The sequence below is a fragment of the Thermorhabdus hydrogeniformans genome (genome assembly GCF_049310025.1).
Taxonomy (GTDB): Bacteria; Bacillota; Thermosediminibacteria; order Thermosediminibacterales; family Tepidanaerobacteraceae; genus JBJYKD01.
On the sequence record NZ_JBJYKD010000010.1, the window covers coordinates 18,408 to 33,949 of the forward strand.

At 40.8% G+C, this 15,542-nt stretch carries 28 protein-coding genes and 3 tRNA genes; 7 read left to right on the plus strand and 24 right to left on the minus strand.

The genetic code is table 11. The annotated features are described in order from the left end of the window. Positions 1–290: 290 nt before the first annotated feature. From ACKX14_RS06840 to ACKX14_RS06920, 17 genes are all read right to left on the minus strand, one after another. Positions 291–725: a DUF1492 domain-containing protein gene (locus tag ACKX14_RS06840; protein ID WP_422445991.1), complete on the minus strand. Its 435-nt coding sequence runs from the start codon at positions 723–725 to the stop codon at positions 291–293. Positions 726–746: 21 nt separating this feature from the next. Then, positions 747–953: a hypothetical protein gene (locus ACKX14_RS06845; RefSeq protein ID WP_422445993.1), complete on the minus strand. Its 207-nt coding sequence runs from the start codon at positions 951–953 to the stop codon at positions 747–749. Positions 954–968: 15 nt separating this feature from the next. After that, positions 969–1,157, minus strand: coding sequence for a hypothetical protein (locus ACKX14_RS06850; RefSeq protein WP_422445995.1), 189 nt, complete (start codon positions 1,155–1,157; stop codon positions 969–971). Between the two features lie 19 nt (positions 1,158–1,176). Next, entirely contained in the window at positions 1,177–1,674 is a 498-nt protein-coding gene (locus ACKX14_RS06855; RefSeq protein WP_422445997.1) for a YkgJ family cysteine cluster protein, read from the minus strand. A 2-nt stretch (positions 1,675–1,676) separates the two neighbouring features. Further along, a complete protein-coding gene (locus ACKX14_RS06860) occupies positions 1,677–1,862 on the minus strand; it encodes a hypothetical protein (RefSeq protein WP_120766731.1) in 186 nt (61 codons plus the stop codon). 143 nt (positions 1,863–2,005) lie between these two features. Beyond that, positions 2,006–2,941, minus strand: coding sequence for an ATP-binding protein (locus ACKX14_RS06865; RefSeq protein ID WP_422446169.1), 936 nt, complete (start codon positions 2,939–2,941; stop codon positions 2,006–2,008). Continuing rightward, positions 2,856–3,791, minus strand: coding sequence for a hypothetical protein (locus tag ACKX14_RS06870; RefSeq protein WP_422445999.1), 936 nt, complete (start codon positions 3,789–3,791; stop codon positions 2,856–2,858). The genes ACKX14_RS06865 and ACKX14_RS06870 overlap by 86 nt, the downstream gene beginning before the upstream one ends. 34 nt (positions 3,792–3,825) lie before the next feature. After that, entirely contained in the window at positions 3,826–4,668 is an 843-nt protein-coding gene (locus tag ACKX14_RS06875) for a hypothetical protein (protein ID WP_422446001.1), read from the minus strand. A gap of 89 nt (positions 4,669–4,757) precedes the next feature. After that, a tRNA-OTHER gene (locus ACKX14_RS06880) sits at positions 4,758–4,886 on the minus strand. A 66-nt stretch (positions 4,887–4,952) separates the two neighbouring features. Next, a complete protein-coding gene (locus tag ACKX14_RS06885; RefSeq protein ID WP_422446003.1) occupies positions 4,953–5,165 on the minus strand; it encodes a hypothetical protein in 213 nt (70 codons plus the stop codon). Between the two features lie 48 nt (positions 5,166–5,213). Beyond that, entirely contained in the window at positions 5,214–5,585 is a 372-nt protein-coding gene (locus ACKX14_RS06890) for a hypothetical protein (protein ID WP_422446005.1), read from the minus strand. Positions 5,586–5,587: 2 nt separating this feature from the next. Continuing rightward, on the minus strand, positions 5,588–6,145 hold the full coding sequence (locus ACKX14_RS06895; RefSeq protein WP_422446007.1) for a host-nuclease inhibitor Gam family protein: 558 nt from the start codon (positions 6,143–6,145) through the stop codon (positions 5,588–5,590). Next, positions 6,142–6,405: a hypothetical protein gene (locus ACKX14_RS06900; protein WP_422446009.1), complete on the minus strand. Its 264-nt coding sequence runs from the start codon at positions 6,403–6,405 to the stop codon at positions 6,142–6,144. Before ACKX14_RS06900 ends, ACKX14_RS06895 begins: the two co-directional genes overlap by 4 nt. An 82-nt stretch (positions 6,406–6,487) precedes the next feature. Then, the gene (gene bet, locus ACKX14_RS06905) at positions 6,488–7,387 is read right to left on the minus strand and encodes a phage recombination protein Bet (RefSeq protein ID WP_422446011.1); all 900 of its coding nucleotides are present in this window, start codon (positions 7,385–7,387) and stop codon (positions 6,488–6,490) included. Next, positions 7,377–7,628 (minus strand): hypothetical protein, encoded by a 252-nt coding sequence (locus ACKX14_RS06910; RefSeq protein ID WP_120766741.1) that lies wholly within the window; start codon positions 7,626–7,628, stop codon positions 7,377–7,379. Before ACKX14_RS06910 ends, bet begins: the two co-directional genes overlap by 11 nt. Before the next feature lie 37 nt (positions 7,629–7,665). Then, a complete protein-coding gene (locus ACKX14_RS06915) occupies positions 7,666–7,896 on the minus strand; it encodes a hypothetical protein (RefSeq protein ID WP_422446013.1) in 231 nt (76 codons plus the stop codon). 25 nt (positions 7,897–7,921) lie between these two features. After that, positions 7,922–8,101, minus strand: a complete 180-nt coding sequence (locus tag ACKX14_RS06920; protein ID WP_120766743.1) for a hypothetical protein — start codon at positions 8,099–8,101, stop codon at positions 7,922–7,924. Between the two features lie 170 nt (positions 8,102–8,271). On the opposite strand from ACKX14_RS06920, the gene ACKX14_RS06925 reads away from it, so the two are divergent. Together ACKX14_RS06925 and ACKX14_RS06930 are read left to right on the plus strand one after the other, a co-directional pair. After that, a complete protein-coding gene (locus ACKX14_RS06925) occupies positions 8,272–8,607 on the plus strand; it encodes a PCI domain-containing protein (RefSeq protein ID WP_422446016.1) in 336 nt (111 codons plus the stop codon). Positions 8,608–8,825: 218 nt separating this feature from the next. Then, the gene (locus ACKX14_RS06930) at positions 8,826–9,152 is read left to right on the plus strand and encodes a hypothetical protein (protein WP_422446018.1); all 327 of its coding nucleotides are present in this window, start codon (positions 8,826–8,828) and stop codon (positions 9,150–9,152) included. A gap of 123 nt (positions 9,153–9,275) precedes the next feature. Here the strand turns inward: ACKX14_RS06930 and ACKX14_RS06935 are convergent, their stop codons facing one another. Further along, entirely contained in the window at positions 9,276–9,527 is a 252-nt protein-coding gene (locus tag ACKX14_RS06935; protein WP_422446020.1) for a helix-turn-helix transcriptional regulator, read from the minus strand. A gap of 153 nt (positions 9,528–9,680) precedes the next feature. On the opposite strand from ACKX14_RS06935, the gene ACKX14_RS06940 reads away from it, so the two are divergent. After that, positions 9,681–10,094, plus strand: a complete 414-nt coding sequence (locus ACKX14_RS06940) for a helix-turn-helix domain-containing protein (protein ID WP_422446022.1) — start codon at positions 9,681–9,683, stop codon at positions 10,092–10,094. A 12-nt stretch (positions 10,095–10,106) separates the two neighbouring features. After that, on the plus strand, positions 10,107–10,541 hold the full coding sequence (locus ACKX14_RS06945) for a DUF4231 domain-containing protein (protein WP_422446024.1): 435 nt from the start codon (positions 10,107–10,109) through the stop codon (positions 10,539–10,541). Here the strand turns inward: ACKX14_RS06945 and ACKX14_RS06950 are convergent. Further along, positions 10,534–10,758, minus strand: coding sequence for a hypothetical protein (locus ACKX14_RS06950; RefSeq protein ID WP_422446026.1), 225 nt, complete (start codon positions 10,756–10,758; stop codon positions 10,534–10,536). The two genes, ACKX14_RS06945 and ACKX14_RS06950, sit on opposite strands and share 8 nt — an antisense overlap. 41 nt (positions 10,759–10,799) lie before the next feature. On the opposite strand from ACKX14_RS06950, the gene ACKX14_RS06955 reads away from it, so the two are divergent. Together ACKX14_RS06955 and ACKX14_RS06960 are read left to right on the plus strand one after the other, a co-directional pair. Then, positions 10,800–11,222, plus strand: a complete 423-nt coding sequence (locus tag ACKX14_RS06955; protein WP_422446028.1) for a TIR domain-containing protein — start codon at positions 10,800–10,802, stop codon at positions 11,220–11,222. Positions 11,223–11,283: 61 nt separating this feature from the next. Then, positions 11,284–11,703 carry an ImmA/IrrE family metallo-endopeptidase gene (locus ACKX14_RS06960; protein ID WP_422446030.1) on the plus strand — a complete coding sequence of 140 codons (420 nt, stop codon included), beginning with the start codon at positions 11,284–11,286 and terminating at the stop codon, positions 11,701–11,703. 85 nt (positions 11,704–11,788) lie between these two features. On the opposite strand, the gene ACKX14_RS06965 is transcribed toward ACKX14_RS06960, so the two are convergent. After that, positions 11,789–11,864, minus strand: a tRNA-Glu gene (locus ACKX14_RS06965). 7 nt (positions 11,865–11,871) lie between these two features. After that, positions 11,872–11,945, minus strand: a tRNA-Gln gene (locus ACKX14_RS06970). A 257-nt stretch (positions 11,946–12,202) separates the two neighbouring features. Here ACKX14_RS06970 and ACKX14_RS06975 point away from each other — a divergent pair. Beyond that, positions 12,203–12,367 (plus strand): type II toxin-antitoxin system Phd/YefM family antitoxin, encoded by a 165-nt coding sequence (locus ACKX14_RS06975; protein WP_422446032.1) that lies wholly within the window; start codon positions 12,203–12,205, stop codon positions 12,365–12,367. Positions 12,368–12,425: 58 nt separating this feature from the next. Here the strand turns inward: ACKX14_RS06975 and ACKX14_RS06980 are convergent, their stop codons facing one another. The 3 genes from ACKX14_RS06980 to rnr all read right to left on the minus strand — a co-directional run bounded on the left by ACKX14_RS06980 (position 12,426) and on the right by rnr (position 15,416). After that, on the minus strand, positions 12,426–12,641 hold the full coding sequence (locus ACKX14_RS06980; RefSeq protein WP_422446034.1) for an FmdB family zinc ribbon protein: 216 nt from the start codon (positions 12,639–12,641) through the stop codon (positions 12,426–12,428). Positions 12,642–12,758: 117 nt separating this feature from the next. Next, complete coding sequence (gene smpB, locus ACKX14_RS06985) at positions 12,759–13,226, minus strand: SsrA-binding protein SmpB (protein WP_422446036.1); 468 nt, start codon at positions 13,224–13,226, stop codon at positions 12,759–12,761. A gap of 75 nt (positions 13,227–13,301) precedes the next feature. Further along, the gene (gene rnr / locus ACKX14_RS06990) at positions 13,302–15,416 is read right to left on the minus strand and encodes a ribonuclease R (protein ID WP_422446038.1); all 2,115 of its coding nucleotides are present in this window, start codon (positions 15,414–15,416) and stop codon (positions 13,302–13,304) included. Positions 15,417–15,542 lie beyond the last annotated feature (126 nt).

Sequence of the window (15,542 nt, forward strand, 5' to 3'; positions counted from 1 at the left end):
TGGTAGAGTTTTGCCCAATAAAGTTAATGGCGTAGTTCGTAAATCTCTGCAAACATCTCCTACTGTCGGTTGTATGCCTTTCCTTTTACACTTCTCAAGATAATCTTTTAGTCGCCGCTCTTTTGCGGAAAGTTTCATTGTACTCCTCCTATAATACAAGAGCCGTCCTTGCAGATGGCTATCGTCGCTCTCATAAATGGACATAAAAAAAGAACCTTCTGGTTCTTGCATTGTTCCGTATCCCATTGTAATCATTATAGCATATTATCCTTAAAAAAAGTCGCATACTTTTATGATACCTTTTCAATATCGATTAAATTATATTTCTGTGCCAGCAGTGCCATATATAAAATGATTTCATTCTTCCATCTGAAATAAGTGGCTCTATCAATATGTAATTTTCTTTGAATATATCCAGGGCCTTCTTTGTCAAAGTATTTCATTTGTAAAAGCCGACCTTTATCTGTATTTTCAAAGTGTGCTTTAGTTTTCTCTACAATCTCAATCCATTTTTCTTTTTCCCGTATTTCAGGTTTTACAAGCCGGATTGCTTTTATTGCCGTTGGATCGGAATGGTAAGACACCCCTCCACCCCATTCTCCAAATTCAGGGGGGCTTGAATTAAGTATAGTATCTCTGTATTCCTTTACTTCACGTCTTATATCGAAATAATGAAATAAATGCCATTCTAGTTTTTTGTATATTTCTCGGTTTATTATACTCATAATTCAAACCCCCTTGTAAGTTTAATACCCAGACCAGAAGGCATTAGCCATTACCCAGGAATGTTCATTTATTTCTTTGTCGCCATATGCCCATACTCCATCCTCATTGAAGTATGCGCCACATTTTTCGCATTTGTATAAAGGAAGATGACTGTTTATTACTCTTGCCTCTTTAAGCTCCGTGTTGAGCCACATCAAACATGCCGGACACTGCATTATCTCGGCCATAGTCACACCTCCTGTTTATGAATGCCTTATCCCACATTTTGTGCAGCCACTTCCTAAACCGTGTATCCTGCCACCATATTTGTATCTGTTGCCTATAGCCTTACCTCCGCATATCGGGCAGATGAATTCTACCCTTCCTGTTTTTATACCAGCTTTTTCAAATGCCTCGGATTCAGCCTTTATAAACTTTATAAAGTCTTCCATCAATTTTTCTCCTTCAGAGTTACACATTTTTGTATTCCCCCTTTAACACTGCTTCGATTTTTCTTTCCACCGGCCCAGGAGTTGGCGAATCGAGATAATGTCGCTTCCTGTGTGCATAAAGCTCTTTCAACGCTTCACGTAAAGCTTCTTCCAATTCTTGTACCCGTACATCTAATTCCATAAAATTTGGTAATATGTAATATTCTTTAGTTCTATCAAGAAATTGTGAGCCATCCAACTCCGCAGTATTACCATAGATGCACTGCATTCCTTTTACTACACCGAACATTCTACATATCGTGGGCCTAACAGGATATATGGCACATCTCTTATTTTCAATATCTCTGTAAGGACAAGTCAGTATGGCCTTTTCCTGGTTTTTAAGTTTCTCTTTATATTCTTTAGGCATATCTCTAACGTATTTCCTTATCTTTTCAATCTCTTTTTCTGTAGCCATCACCGGCCCGCAGCACTCACCGCAATTATGGCATTTATGCTCTGGTATTCTTGTCTTCATTGTCATCTCTCCAATATCTTTATATCCCCGATATTGATAAGCGATTTATTGAGACATTCTTTGTATCCATGCTCAGTCTGTAAAAGGTAAAAGTTCTCATATTCCTTGATAATTCTGCCTTTTACGGTTTCCCTTCTATGGTTAGTTACTTGCATTGATACTTTTACAGGCGTGCCTATTTCTAACATTGTTTCTCCCCTCTTCCTCATCTAAAACTACTAAACGAGCTAAAATCCTCAACCGCTCCTCGCCCTTTACTTTGTGATAAAGATCCAGTAGACGGTCACGCTCATTTATAATACCAGCTGACCTCATGTTAACCCCTCCAATTTTAAAGCTTTCTGTAATCTTCCCAGTCCATGTAGATACCTTTGCACATTTCATATATCCTGGATACTATAGCCTCGGCGGACTCAATGTTATCCTTCACGGTTAGGCGGTTTATTAGCTTTTCAGTATTGTAATTTGTGGTTATGATGACCGGCAGGCATTTTTCATATCTTGTGTTGATGATGTAATAAAGTTTTTCGAGTGCCCAGTCCGTAGGCCTTTCTTTACCCAGGTCGTCAATTATCAGCAAATCGCAATTTATATATCTGTTTATTACACGTTCTTCATTCTCTTTTGAATATTCATCATCATATGTGACTTTTATTTTTTCAAGTAAATTTATCATTGTTCCAAATATAGGCTGATAGTTTTGTTTAATAATTTCATGACATATTGCTGCTGCTAAATGAGTCTTGCCCGTCCCGTATTTGCCTATGAATATAAGCCCCAACCCTTGTTTTTTATATTTTTGAAATTCATCCGCATATTTTTTGGCTATTTCATATGCTTCCTTGTTTTTATCATCAATGATAAAATTCTCGAATGTCCGGCTCATAAACCTTTCTCCTAACTTGCTTTCCTTTATCATTCTTTCGATTTTTTCACGATATGCTCTTTCTTTTTCTTCCTGTGCTTTTTTTAAGGCCTCTTCTAGCTCTTTCTCTCTTTGCTTTCTAGCGCCTTCGCAATCACAGTCTTCATAAGAGTCATTAGTACGAATCCATTTATATGTGCCTAGCATGTGTATAAGCAATCCGCTGGCCCGAAGTTTCTTACCGCAAAATTCGCATGTTATCGGTAATATATCCCCTGTATTTACATATTTCCTCGCTTCGTCTATAGTAACTCTCCTAGTCAAGGGTTCTTGCGAAGAGCTTGTCTCTCGGGTCTGGTTTAGTTTCATCATTCGTGCTAAAACTTCTTTCACTGGTTCCATCAATTACAACCTCCTTGATAAAGTCTGTAAAAGGCTTATCAGGCCCCAAAAATGTCCCTGGATGCTTTATATACCTTGCCTCAATACTTTGCTTTTTACAGTATGCAGCATAGTTACGGGCAGCAGTAATCATATCATGTGGGCTAATTTTTTCTTTAAGCCTAGTGTTCCATACCCTGAATGCCTTCTTTTTTTCGACTTTCCGGGGATATATGGCCCAAAATTGTTCAAATTCGGGTGTGTAATCTTCACCTTTGCCAGCAGAAGCAGTCTTGACACGTTCCTTCTGCTGCGCTCCACCATCTTCCGTAGTGTCAGATGGTTTCTCAGCCGAGGTGTCAATCACACACTCGGCGTTAGCCGAGGCACACATGTTTATATTATCTTTACCTGTACCTGTTCCTGTACCTGTACCTGTTCCTTGTTTCCGTAACCGTTCGCCTAACCGTTCCAGTAACGGTTTATAAAACGGTTTATCAAACTTATTCACTAACTCCCAAAAGTCCTGAAATAACGGTGTTTCAGGGATTTCGTCCAATTTCTCAATTGCGCTTTTAACCTGATTTGGATTTTCTAAAGGATTATGTTTGAGATAATTTTTAATTAGCACTACATGCGCATGAGCATCATACTTAATCAAACTGGCAGAAATCAGTTCCTGTAACCCTTTACTAAACCGTTTCTCATCCCATCCAAGATCGAAACATGCGTAGGGAGAGGGCAGAAAATAGAATCCGAGAATGTTACGATGTGGCGAAGTCAGAAGGTATAACATCAGATATCGTGCATCGCTAGAAACAGTTCTCATTTTTTCATCTTGCCAAAATCTGTTCTCTACTCTTGTGTACAAAAATCAACCCTCCCCGTTTTCTCCTCTCCTAACATCAAATAAACAAGTTACATCCATTTGACCTATAAAACCTTACCATGCTTTCTTTTTCTTCATCTTTTAACCCCATACACCTAGGGCATTTGTAGAAGCGTTCATCTTTTGCTCCCAGCTTTTTGTTGATGCCAATATCGTTATAATCCAGTTCAGCACCACAGTTTATACAGTAGAAACGATTCGGATTTTCATCTTTTTTGGGTGGAAAATCATATTGCAGTATCGTGTCTGGATCGCCTTGCTCGATTTTGATATATCCCCTTGCCAGAAGTATTCTTGCATCGTGTTCGGTTATGCCAGGATTTTGGATGAGTGCGGAAAATGGCCCGTGGTAGATGATGTCTGCGTAGAAGGGATTGTCCAGAAGTTTTTCGACCTCCGGATCTTCTACTTCAAGGCTAACCACATGCTCTTTCCCGTCCCTTATTCGTTGCTCGAATTCTTTTTTATACCTTTCGGTTTGTTCATCGCATTCCTGGATATATTGGCGTATATATTCTTCCGCTTCAGGCGTATGCAACCATTCGAAATATTCCTTATTCCGCATGAAGTGTTTATAATTGAGTTCATATACGAATCTGTGATAAGCCGCTTTGTAATATTTCTTGGCCGTTTTTCCGTCTATGTTGTATTTTTTGGCTATGTTCTTTATTCGAGTTTTATGTCGAGAATAACGTTTCAGATACTTAGGCATATCTTGGTATATTTCATCTTCAATAGTGGGGAACAATGAAATCTGCTCCTGGATAGGCTTTCTAAACATATTTGGATGCATATCCTCAGCTCGGATGATGAGATATGAGAATTCACCTTCATATCTTTTGTATGAAGGGATATTCATAGTCCCACCTTCTTGGGGTGAAGGCAGGCAGGCCGGGGTAGCCCGCCCGCTGGAGTTATCATAAATACTCATCAATTATTTCCTTGATTTGGTAGGGCGGGCAGGATTCGAACCTGCTTCCACATCGCAGCTCCCCCCATGCGATGTGGCTTTTTGTGGTATACACTGCGTAGAGGGTTCAGTATACCACCACGTATGCACCACTACGTCGCCGCCCTTGCCGACTTACCATATCCGCCGCCCCGCCCGTGCATCGCCAGACTTGCGGGAGGGGCAGCAGGGTATTATCCAGCGAATTTTTTCTCCCACTCCTCTATTAACTCCGGATCACTGTCACGAAATGCCTTCTTAATCGTCTTCCACTTCACGAATATTATTTGTTCCGCATTGCAAGCAGGGCACGTTATATGTCTTATCCCATCTTTATCTTCGCCAGCATCTATCTCAAACCCATGCCCGCATTTCGGGCAAAAAGTATAGACAATACTTTCAATCATGTTCCTCCTCCCTCCTGCACCGGCTATTGCGCCGCCGGTGCCTTTTCTTTATGCCACTAACTCAACATCCTTTATCCACTTCTTTATAGGCTTCATATCTACTTCTTCAAAATATTTTGTGCTGACATACAGTTGAGGCCCTTCGCCAAAGTCCCTTGCGACGGATTTATCAATGAATTCGTCAAGTCTGATACGATACATCTTTCCTGACTGCCGGTCATAGTTGTAAATATACTCAACGCAATCCTTCTCAAGTACTGGGATTAAACTTGCCTGAATACTCCAGGCATCGAACGTATGGAAAGCATGTTTATTTTTCGAAACTTCCCGATAAAAGCACCACTTACCTTCAATTTTCAACACCTTTCCTGCTACCTTCCACCCTGACGGGGTTTTTATTTGCAAGGCTCTTTCTTTCATGCTTAATCAACCTCCACGATAAACTCAGGATTCTGCGGTATTGCTACCACTCCCGGAATAACTTCCCCTGTGTTCTTAGATACCACCGTTTCACCGACTATTTCAGTTTCTTTTTTCAATGTTGCCCAGTCCGGGGACTTCTGAACCTTCACCAGTTCCGTCATGCCGTTGGCCTCCAACCATTCAACGAGCTTTTCATCATCTCGAACAATCTTCGGTGCTCTGTATTTCTTAACAAGGCGGCCGCTGGGCAAGTTATATGTTTCCTGCGTCTTTGTCTTCTTGCGCTGAACCTTCTCGAAGTATTCGGCCAGTTTACCAGTGAAAAAGCCTACTTCACGTTCCATCTTTGTTTTTTCGGCTTCAAGCGCTGCTTGAAGTTGTGCTATTTTGTCATTCACAACCATTTCAAACCTGCGGTATTCGGCCCGGGCCTCCCGGATTTTATCCAGAGCCCAGTCGGCCTGTGAGTCATTTTCAATTTTCCAATGTTCTTTTTGTTCTTCATTGTCTGTATCAATGTCCAGATGTTTCAGAGCTAAATCCCCTAAGATACTCATACTGCGGCTGCCTCCTCATTCTCTATATTTTCTTGAGAGAAATATACATGCTCTACTTTGACTCCATTTATTTCATGCTCATTTTTTTGATATATTGTTTTGTGCGGTTTCAGTGGGTCGTAATCTTCACCGACATATTTATATATTCTTAGAATTGGTTTATCCCAACCATACGGTGAAACATCAATATATACCGAGATTTGTTCCTCTTTGCATATTTTCTGAAGCTGTTTTGCTATTTCAATCAAACGCTTATCCATTTTTTCTTTCCTCCTTGATTTTCCCCAGCATATCTGGTATGCTAGGGGTGGTTATAGTTGGGCCTTGCAAGGCCTTGTTTTTTTATGCTTCAATTTCAATTTCTTCTGCACTGCTTACTTCTGCCTGTTCTTTCTTTGCCGTTTCTTCTTCCAGTTTTGTCAGAAAGTCTATTAATTCATTGGCTTCTGACTTTGTAAGCTGTTTGGAGCTTTCTTTCCCAAATCTATCCTGCATCATTCTGTGCATGTCTTCTCTTTCAAAACCCAGTTTTCGAGCCATAGCATATAGTTTTTTAAGCTGCAATTCTGTAGCCATTTTTTCATTTTCGGTTATAGGTTCAGTTTCTATGTCAATACTAGAAATTGGTTTTTCGGATAACTGTGAATCATCAATTGACATTTCTTCTGGAGAATACATGCCCTGAAAAGTTTCCGGGAAGGCTTCTCTAAGCGCTTGTACAAGAGCAACTTTGCGAATCATCGTCGCTGGCATTTCCCTCCAATTCCTCATCGGGGTGCCATCTTCTTTTTTTCGAAGATATTCCGAAAGAGATACCGTTATTTCCAGTGGCTCTTTCCAGTCTTTCCGGCTTACCCTTGCCCAACCGCCTACAAGCTCTTCTCCTGGTAATACCAAAGTACCATTGCGCTTTTCTATCTGGCCGTCCTTTTTGAGAATGATTACGCCTGCCTGCCATCCTGTGCACAATTCGTTCTTAGCCGCTCTTTTTGTAAAAGTTTCTTTTCCTGTTACAATTGTGGCTGGTTTATTACCGAATTTTATTAAGTATGCTTCACGCAAAAAAGGATTTAATTTTTGAAATTTGCATAAAGCTAGAAACATCATTACTTCCTGGTCTGTTACTTTTTCTGCTTCACCGTTTACCAGATATTGTTTTACTATTGCCGGCGAAAGCTTTATTTTGCCGGTATCTGTTTCATACTCTACGCTTGCCAATGCAGCAGTTTTATTAATTGCCATTTAGCACACCACCTAAATAATCTTTTTTAGTTTGTTTTATAATGGAGTTGTAACGAATTAGTGCCGCATTTAGGTCATAAATTGCAGCGTCAATTTCCTCCTCAGTTTCGGCCCGATTAAATCTTTCAAGAGATGCTAAATATGTTGATTTTGCATTTTCAAACATCCTTATAGTCTCAGGTAATCGCAAAATTTCTGGAAGATTTTTAGCCTTGCCTTTAAAGTAGAAGCATAATTTCATTACATTTCACCTCTTTGTTTTTCCCTGCAAATCTATATCATCTTTCCACTGTTTCTAACTGCTTCAGGATATCCTTTGCCACTTCAGTATCAGCTTTTTTCAGCAACTCTTTTGCCATCTCTACCGTATTCTGCATTGCTTGCTGGAGGCCCTTGCCGTGGTTTGCCCCGCCGCATATGCATGTGCATCGGTTGCCGTGGCCGTTATAGCACCGGGCATCACAACGCCTTCTGTGCCCACCAGACCATTGTTGTATTAAAGTCGCCATTTCCTTTCTTCTCCTTTCCTGGGAATTACCTCTCCACATCGACATATTTTGGAGTGGGGAAATAATAGCCGTCGATTATGTCTCTCCCGCCTTCCAAAATCAACCTAACGTATTTACAGTAGCTTCTGTGCACCACCTCCACAACCTTTTTGCCGTTAATTCGGTCACCTTTTTGTACTTCCTCAAGCTTAACCTTAAGTTTCATTTCTTACGTCCCCCTTCCCTTAGCTGTTGCAACTGTCTTAACATCCGGCCCTCACATATCCGGCAGACTTTTCCCTCATCACTTCTTAACTTTCGCCCGCATGATTCACACCGCATGTTTATCCCTCTTTCTTTCTAAATCATGGTAAAATTATTTTGGAGGTGTTAAATATGCTTGATAGCATTTCAAAGAAAGTTTTAAGAATCGTCTTAAACCTTTGCAGGAATAATCAGTTTATAGAAATCGAAGATATTCAGGAACTTTTGTCGCTTTCAGAGGATGAAATTGAAGAATGTGTGTCGCATTTGATTGATAGCGGTTATCTTAAAGGTATTTGCCTTGATACAACAATTGCTCATATTCAGCCTACCTATAAAGGCAAGACATTTGCTGAATTGGAAAAAAAGTCTTTTTTTGAATATGTCTTGAAAAATATTCTTGTGCCTGTAATGATTGGCGTACTAAGCTACATTGCTTCAAAGCTCATAGATAAATGGCTATTATAGATCGTCATACCAATCTCTGAATTTCTCCCACCTTAGCAAAATAAGCGTTATTAATGCCGATAAGAATATACTCAGGATAATTTGTGCCATCTCCTCACCTCCCTTCACCCTGCCCTTCCGCTGCGGCGGATTGGTTGGTTTTTATACAATCTCGTTATGGTATAATTTTCTTGCGTAGTTAACCAGGCTTACCAATCTTTTTAGAAAGGGTGACAATCATGGATGTTCAAATGATGAAACTTCTAAAATTAATCCAGAAAAACGAAGGCAAAATAACTTACAATGAATTGTGCCGGAAATACCCGTTAGATATTAACGTGATTACAAAATTACTCAATATTGGTTATATCCATCTCAAACCTATAGATGCATATGGTAAACCAACCTCTGAAACAAAAGTTTTTCTTTCCCTTGACGGTAGGTCTTATCTAATCGAAAAGAAATCTGAAGGTTTTAAAGAATTTATTAGGATTATCGTTGTTCCCATAATAACTGGTGTTTTATCGGCTGTCTTAAGTTTCCTGATATTAAAGCTCATTGATTAATTTTTTTATAAACTGTCGTACCAATTTTTAAATGTTTTCCAATTTAGTAAAATCGATGATATTGATGATACTAATGCTGCAATGCAGGCGCATATAATAATTTCTTTCATCATTCTCACCTCCTTATCCCTCCGCTGCGGCGGGGTGGTCGGTTCTTATACAATTGGTAAGTTTGTTATCAAAAAAAATTTCATTTACCTGATTTGTATTTAATTCTAGAATTTGGGCTATTGTTAATATCTCGTGTCTATTAAACTCAATTAGCCCAAGTTCTTTTCTATTATAAGTCTTTGCAGACATATGGAGCTTTTGAGCAAGTGTTTCTTGTGTATATCCTTTTGCTACTCTTGCTCCTTTTAGTTTTAGTGTATTCATTTCATCGACACCTCCTTGCCGTTCGGTAATTTTATTCTACCACACCATTTGGTAAGTTGTCAATACTTTTTATATATTTTTGGTAAGTTTTCTTGTAAAAATAGCTAAATAATTTATAATATTGGTAAGAAGTGTAAAAAGGGGGTGATACAATTGGAAAGTATAGGTGATAAAATTAGAAGATTGAGGGAGCAGAAGGGATTAACTCAGAAGCAATTAGCTGAACTAATTGGTACTACAGAAGCATCTCTATCAAGATATGAGAATAATTTAAGAGAACCTAAAGCCGAAATAATTTCAAGATTAGCCAATGCTCTTGGTGTTTCCGCTGATTATTTACTTGGAAAATCAGAAGAAGACAAGCCCTGGTGGGAAAAAGATGAACCTCCCACAGATATAGAGCTTGAGGAATTTATTAAAAATAATTCAAATATAAAACTCATGGGCAATCCGCTGGACGAAAAGACAAAAGACGATGTCATTATGTTCCTGCGGGCGGCCCATGAGTTTATTAAGCAAAAAAGAAAGGCCGAAGAATCGGCCGAGGAGAAAGAGAAAAAAGAGTAAAGGGGGTCGTTTATGGAAGAAGAACAATATTTAAAAGAAAGACTTGATGACCAAATAAAATGGTATAGTCAAAAAAGCCAGTGGAACCAGAAAAGATATAAAATATTAAGAATGGCTGAAATTATTATATCAGCTTTAGTTCCCGTATTAATTCCATATTCCAATACAGTTCCATATATCAAAACTATCATAGCATTAAGCGGTAGTGCAGTCGCTATTATGATCGGTGCTCAGGGATTATATAATTTTCATGAAAATTGGATTGAATACAGAATGGTGGCCGAAACATTAAAGCATGAAAAATTTCTGTATATAACAAAAGCAGGTGTTTATGAGGCGGTAGATAAACCATTTAATCTTCTTGTAGCTAGAGTAGAAGGTATTATATCCCACGAAAATATTAACTGGTCTCAGTTAAATAAAACCACTTCAAAGAAAGTCACTTAGTAATATATGGCGTAAGCTCTTCATCATCACTTACTGGTTCGTAAGTTCTTTCAAAAACATCCGGTTTGCATGGATATAATTCTCCTCTTATGCCTCTTATAATCCAATCGCCAGGAGATGCACGCAAAGGGCCTTCAAGTGTTTCAATTATCATTTCTTTATCTGTTTGGTACGCCTCAATTACTACGGGTTTTTTTCTAAACTTTTTAAACTGCATTGTAAAAACACCTCTCAATTTAAATTTTAGGGGGTATTATGATGCCGGAGTTAAAAACATATGACATTTTTATAAGTCATGCCTGGAAATATGGAACCGAATACGATCGTTTAATAAATCTATTAGATAATGCGCCTTATTTTTATTATAGAAATTATTCTGCACCGAAAGATAAGCCCCTTGTTGATCCAAATACGTCAGTAGGAAAATTATTTTTAAGGGAAGCCATAGATAGAAAGATAAAGCCAGTAAATATAGTGCTTGTATTGTCGGGCATGTATGCCGCTTATAGAGAATGGATGCAATACGAAATAGATACAGCTCAAAAATATTATAAACCAATTATAGGCATAGTTCCATGGGGTCAAGAGCGTATACCATCCGAAGTGCAAAAGGTTTCTCTCGAAATGGTTAGATGGAATACCGATTCAATCATATCAGCTATAAGAAGATATGCCATTTAAATATGTGAATAAAATGTGGATAATTTGTTGACAATCTCGACCTCTTATAAGGTGCTTCACCATGATTTATCAAGAAATTGAACATTTAATCCGGGAACTCGGCACCCGTGATCCAAAGCTCATTGCCGAGGAAATGGGAATTGATATACTTTATCTCCCTTATGCTGAATTATACGGCATTGCAGCATGTCTAGGTGACTATAAACTCATCGGCGTCAATAGTGAACTTGATGAACCAATAAAAAAACTCGTGATTGCTCACGAGCTTGGGCATTTTGTGTTACATCCCGAAGGAAATTTCTACTTTGTCATGGATAAGACAATGTTCTATGATAAGTTTGAATATCAGGCCAATATGTTTGCCATAAATCTATGTATAGGAGAGGAGGCGGCGAAGTATGACTTTGTGAAGGAACTTGCTGCAGGAAAAGTGGACAACCTTATAAAAATACTCAGCATCGCCCAAATGCAAAATCAATAAAAAAACGGAAGGCGGGTGCCCTGGAGATGATTTTTTGCAATAAAAAAATTGGGCCGTTCCCTCAAGCCCAGTATTCATGCTATTTTGGTAGCCATAGGGGGATTCGAACCCCCGTTACCGCCGTGAGAGGGCGGCGTCCTGAACCCCTAGACGATATGGCCGTATATTTGGCTGCGGGACCAGGATTCGAACCTGGACAACATGATCCAGAGTCATGCGTGCTACCGTTACACAATCCCGCAACAATTTTTGCAGAATATATATTATCATATTTGGAGGTGTTTTGTCAAATTTTTAAACTGCTCATTTCTAGGCTCAGTTACGTTTTTATTATAACGTATTTTATAAAAAAAGCAAGTAGTCCATACATACCTTTCTGTGTTTATATTTAACAACAATTGTAAATATACTACTCCAGGATAAACAGAATTGACTAAAATATTAAAATACCATAATATTTGGTCAATTATTAAATTACCTAAAGTGAGGTGACTGAATCATGAAAAAGATAGTTAGCCCTATTGAGTTTAGGGATAGATTGGGTCAGATTATCGAAGAGGCTTGCTACAGCGGCAAACAATTTATCATTGCCCGGCGTGGAAAACCCATGGCTGCAATAATCCCTATCAGTGAATATGTAAAATGGGAACAAGAACGGGATTAATTTTTTAGGCTCGTAGACAAAACCTGGCAGGCTAATTCAAGATATATTACTGGTGCTGTCACCGGCAGCCGGCACAGCTACTGCAATTTCCGCCGCTGCAGCCGCCTGAACCGGATGTGCCGGGTTCTCCCTTTCTAAAGTACAGAAAGCCCGTGAAGCGCTGGCTTACCTGTCCTCCACATTCGGGGCAGCGGACTTTGTCTTTGTCTTTTAACGACACAAACTCGCTGAAAAGGTTGCCACATTGGTTGCATTTGAAATCAAAAGTAGGCATAACTTAATCCTCCCTGGTATTCATTCCATTTTAAAGGCGCGTCTTCATCCCCAGAGCAGCAGGAAAAACCTTATCCTGTATTCCGGGCGAATAAAGCCCTTTCACCGGCGGGCAATATCAACGCGCGTTATATTCTTTAAAGGCTTTCTCCATCTCCCGCTGGGCATCCTTCCTCTTAATATCTTCCCGCCTGTCGTAAATGGTCTTGCCCTTCGCCACTGCCAGTTCCACCTTCACAAGACCGCGCTCATTAAGATAGACCCTTAAAGGGATAAGGGTCAGACCTTTCTCCTTTACAAGCCCGAAAAGGCGGTCAATCTCCCGCCTGTGCATAAGGAGTTTGCGCGTCCTGAGCGGGTCCTTGTTGAATATGTTGCCCTGCTCGTAAGGGCTAATGTGCATATTGTATAAAAACAGTTCACCGTTTTCCACCCTGGCGAAGCTGTCTTTCAGGTTGCCCTTTCCGGCCCTCAGCGACTTGACCTCCGTGCCCGAAAGGGCAATGCCGGCCTCATAGGTTTCCAGTATGTGATAATCGTGCCGGGCCTTCCGGTTGGTGACAAGGTCGCGGGATTTTCTTTCCATTTCAAAACCCCCAAAATAAATTGCTCAATGCCAGATAAATTATATCAAAAAGGCTCATCATACACAATGTTCATACTAATCGTCTGCCAGAGCAAAATCTATCTGCCGTTCGGGCACATTCACCCTTATCACCTTAACCTTTACCGTGTCGCCTATGCGGAAAACCTTTCCGGTGCGCTCTCCTCTGAGTGTTATGCTTTTTTCGTCAAAGTGGTAATAGTCGTCCTCCAGGTTGCTCACATGGACCAGGCCCTCAACGGTGTTTTCCAGTTCCACGAACATGCCGAAAGGCGTTACACTGGATACAATCCCATTGTACACATTTCCAATCCTCCTGCTCATGTACTCGGCGATTTTTAAATCCGTTGTCTCCCGTTCGGCCTCCTCGGCTATGCGCTCCCGCTCGGAGGAAATCTTTGCGATCTTGCCTATCACCCTGTTGAGTTTTTCCTGCCGCTTCAAATCAAGCTTTCCTTCCAGATGCTCTTTTATTATCCTGTGGATCACAAGGTCGGGGTAGCGGCGAATGGGAGAGGTAAAATGGGTGTAAAAATGGGCCGCCAGGCCGAAATGACCCACGTTCTCCTCACTGTAACGCGCCCGCTTTAGGGATCTTAAAAGCACGGTATTCACCAGCCGCTCTTCGGACCGCCCTTTGACTTTTTCCAGTATCTGCTGGAGGGCCTTGGGCTTTACGTTTTTAACTCCCTTTATGGTGTAGCCAAGGCTGTACAAAAATTCCCTCAGGGCAAATATCTTCTCCTCGTCGGGCACCTCATGAATCCTGTATACAAATGGGACTTTCAGCCAGTACATGTGCTCGGCTATAACCTCATTGGCCGCCAGCATGAATTCCTCTATGATGCGGTTTGAAATCCGTCTTTCCTCCTTTACCACATCCACCGGATTTCCCCTGTCATCCAGGATAACCTTGGCCTCTTCTATGTTAAAATCTATGCTTCCCCTTGAAAAACGCTTCTGCCACAGTTTCATGGCCAGTTCTTCCATCAACCGGAAGTCTTCCACCAGGTACTCGTAACGCCTTATTGTATCCGGGTCTTTTTCTTCCAATATTTTGGTGACTTCCGTATAAGTCATTCTCTCACATGTCTTTATAACGCTTGGTGTTATCCTGTAGCTTTTGACTTCGGCTCTTGCATCGAAGTCGATGATTACGCTCATGGCAAGTCGCAAAGTTCTGGGGTTTAAGCTGCAGATGCCGTTTGAAAGCTTTGGAGGCAGCATGGGGATCACCCTGTCCACAAGGTAAACGCTGCATCCCCTTTTCATCGCTTCTATATCCAGAGGGCTTTTTTCCCTTACGTAATGGCTCACATCGGCGATGTGCACCCCCAGCCTGTATCCACCTTCAATCCTTTCCACCGATACGGCGTCATCCAGGTCTTTAGCATCTTCTCCGTCGATGGTAACGATTTTTTTATCTCTGAAATCCTCTCTGCCCACCAGGTCGGAATCCATCACCTCATCGGGGATTTCCTGAAGCTGCTTCAGCACCCTGTTCGGAAATTCCAGAGGAAGGTCGTATTTTTTAATGATGGACAGTATGTCGATCCCCGGTTCATCCTTGAAACCCAGCACCTCTATAACTTCTCCCTCAGGGTTGCGCCGTTTTTCCGGCCATCTGGTTATTTTAACAACCACCTTCTGCCCGGATCTGGCCCCCATTGTCCGGTCCCCGGGTATAAAGATGTCGTAGAAAAATCTCTTATCATCAGGGGTCACAAACGCAAAATGCTTTTCTTTTTCAATGGTCCCCACGACCTTTTTGCCGGCTCTTTTCAGAATCCGTATAACCTCGCCCTCCGCCTTGGCGCCGCCACGGGCCCGCACTTTGGGCCGTACCAGAACTGTATCCCCGTGCAGGGCGCCGTTTAAGTCCTCCTGGCTTATATATATGTCTTCAAGTTCCTCATTTTCCGGGATCAAAAAGGCATAACCTCTGGGGTGGCCTTCCAGGCGCCCCACCACCAGGTTCATCTTTTCGGGAATACCGTACCGCCCCCGCCGCGTCCTTACCACAAGTCCTTCTTTTTCCATGTAATTCAGCGCCTTTAGGAGCAAGTCCAGTTCTCCGGGCTGGATATTTAACGCCTGTGCCAGTTCCCACTCCGTCATTGGCTTGTAGGCTTTTTCTTTCATAAAATTAAGAAGTTGTTCTTTTAAAGGCATGACAGGCCTCCTGATTCAATCGTTATTCAAAAATTATCTCAGATTAAAAACATTACTTCTATTGTACCCTCAAACTGCATAAATTACAATTTATTATTTCATTGACTCATCGAAACACAATCTGGT

Excerpts from the sequence above, each read along its gene's own strand:
- ACKX14_RS06840 (WP_422445991.1), bottom strand. The coding sequence starts at position 725 with ATGAGTATAATAAACCGAGAAATATACAAAAAACTAGAATGGCATTTA.
- ACKX14_RS06845 (WP_422445993.1), bottom strand. The coding sequence starts at position 953 with ATGGCCGAGATAATGCAGTGTCCGGCATGTTTGATGTGGCTCAACACG.
- ACKX14_RS06850 (WP_422445995.1), bottom strand. The coding sequence starts at position 1,157 with ATGGAAGACTTTATAAAGTTTATAAAGGCTGAATCCGAGGCATTTGAA.
- ACKX14_RS06855 (WP_422445997.1), bottom strand. The coding sequence starts at position 1,674 with ATGAAGACAAGAATACCAGAGCATAAATGCCATAATTGCGGTGAGTGC.
- ACKX14_RS06860 (WP_120766731.1), bottom strand. The coding sequence starts at position 1,862 with ATGTTAGAAATAGGCACGCCTGTAAAAGTATCAATGCAAGTAACTAAC.
- ACKX14_RS06865 (WP_422446169.1), bottom strand. The coding sequence starts at position 2,941 with ATGGAACCAGTGAAAGAAGTTTTAGCACGAATGATGAAACTAAACCAG.
- ACKX14_RS06875 (WP_422446001.1), bottom strand. The coding sequence starts at position 4,668 with ATGAATATCCCTTCATACAAAAGATATGAAGGTGAATTCTCATATCTC.
- ACKX14_RS06885 (WP_422446003.1), bottom strand. The coding sequence starts at position 5,165 with ATGATTGAAAGTATTGTCTATACTTTTTGCCCGAAATGCGGGCATGGG.
- ACKX14_RS06890 (WP_422446005.1), bottom strand. The coding sequence starts at position 5,585 with ATGAAAGAAAGAGCCTTGCAAATAAAAACCCCGTCAGGGTGGAAGGTA.
- ACKX14_RS06895 (WP_422446007.1), bottom strand. The coding sequence starts at position 6,145 with ATGAGTATCTTAGGGGATTTAGCTCTGAAACATCTGGACATTGATACA.
- ACKX14_RS06900 (WP_422446009.1), bottom strand. The coding sequence starts at position 6,405 with ATGGATAAGCGTTTGATTGAAATAGCAAAACAGCTTCAGAAAATATGC.
- bet (WP_422446011.1), bottom strand. The coding sequence starts at position 7,387 with ATGGCAATTAATAAAACTGCTGCATTGGCAAGCGTAGAGTATGAAACA.
- ACKX14_RS06910 (WP_120766741.1), bottom strand. The coding sequence starts at position 7,628 with ATGAAATTATGCTTCTACTTTAAAGGCAAGGCTAAAAATCTTCCAGAA.
- ACKX14_RS06915 (WP_422446013.1), bottom strand. The coding sequence starts at position 7,896 with ATGGCGACTTTAATACAACAATGGTCTGGTGGGCACAGAAGGCGTTGT.
- ACKX14_RS06920 (WP_120766743.1), bottom strand. The coding sequence starts at position 8,101 with ATGAAACTTAAGGTTAAGCTTGAGGAAGTACAAAAAGGTGACCGAATT.
- ACKX14_RS06925 (WP_422446016.1), top strand. The coding sequence starts at position 8,272 with ATGCTTGATAGCATTTCAAAGAAAGTTTTAAGAATCGTCTTAAACCTT.
- ACKX14_RS06930 (WP_422446018.1), top strand. The coding sequence starts at position 8,826 with ATGGATGTTCAAATGATGAAACTTCTAAAATTAATCCAGAAAAACGAA.
- ACKX14_RS06935 (WP_422446020.1), bottom strand. The coding sequence starts at position 9,527 with ATGAATACACTAAAACTAAAAGGAGCAAGAGTAGCAAAAGGATATACA.
- ACKX14_RS06945 (WP_422446024.1), top strand. The coding sequence starts at position 10,107 with ATGGAAGAAGAACAATATTTAAAAGAAAGACTTGATGACCAAATAAAA.
- ACKX14_RS06950 (WP_422446026.1), bottom strand. The coding sequence starts at position 10,758 with ATGCAGTTTAAAAAGTTTAGAAAAAAACCCGTAGTAATTGAGGCGTAC.
- ACKX14_RS06955 (WP_422446028.1), top strand. The coding sequence starts at position 10,800 with ATGCCGGAGTTAAAAACATATGACATTTTTATAAGTCATGCCTGGAAA.
- ACKX14_RS06960 (WP_422446030.1), top strand. The coding sequence starts at position 11,284 with ATGATTTATCAAGAAATTGAACATTTAATCCGGGAACTCGGCACCCGT.
- ACKX14_RS06975 (WP_422446032.1), top strand. The coding sequence starts at position 12,203 with ATGAAAAAGATAGTTAGCCCTATTGAGTTTAGGGATAGATTGGGTCAG.
- ACKX14_RS06980 (WP_422446034.1), bottom strand. The coding sequence starts at position 12,641 with ATGCCTACTTTTGATTTCAAATGCAACCAATGTGGCAACCTTTTCAGC.
- smpB (WP_422446036.1), bottom strand. The coding sequence starts at position 13,226 with ATGGAAAGAAAATCCCGCGACCTTGTCACCAACCGGAAGGCCCGGCAC.
- rnr (WP_422446038.1), bottom strand. The coding sequence starts at position 15,416 with ATGCCTTTAAAAGAACAACTTCTTAATTTTATGAAAGAAAAAGCCTAC.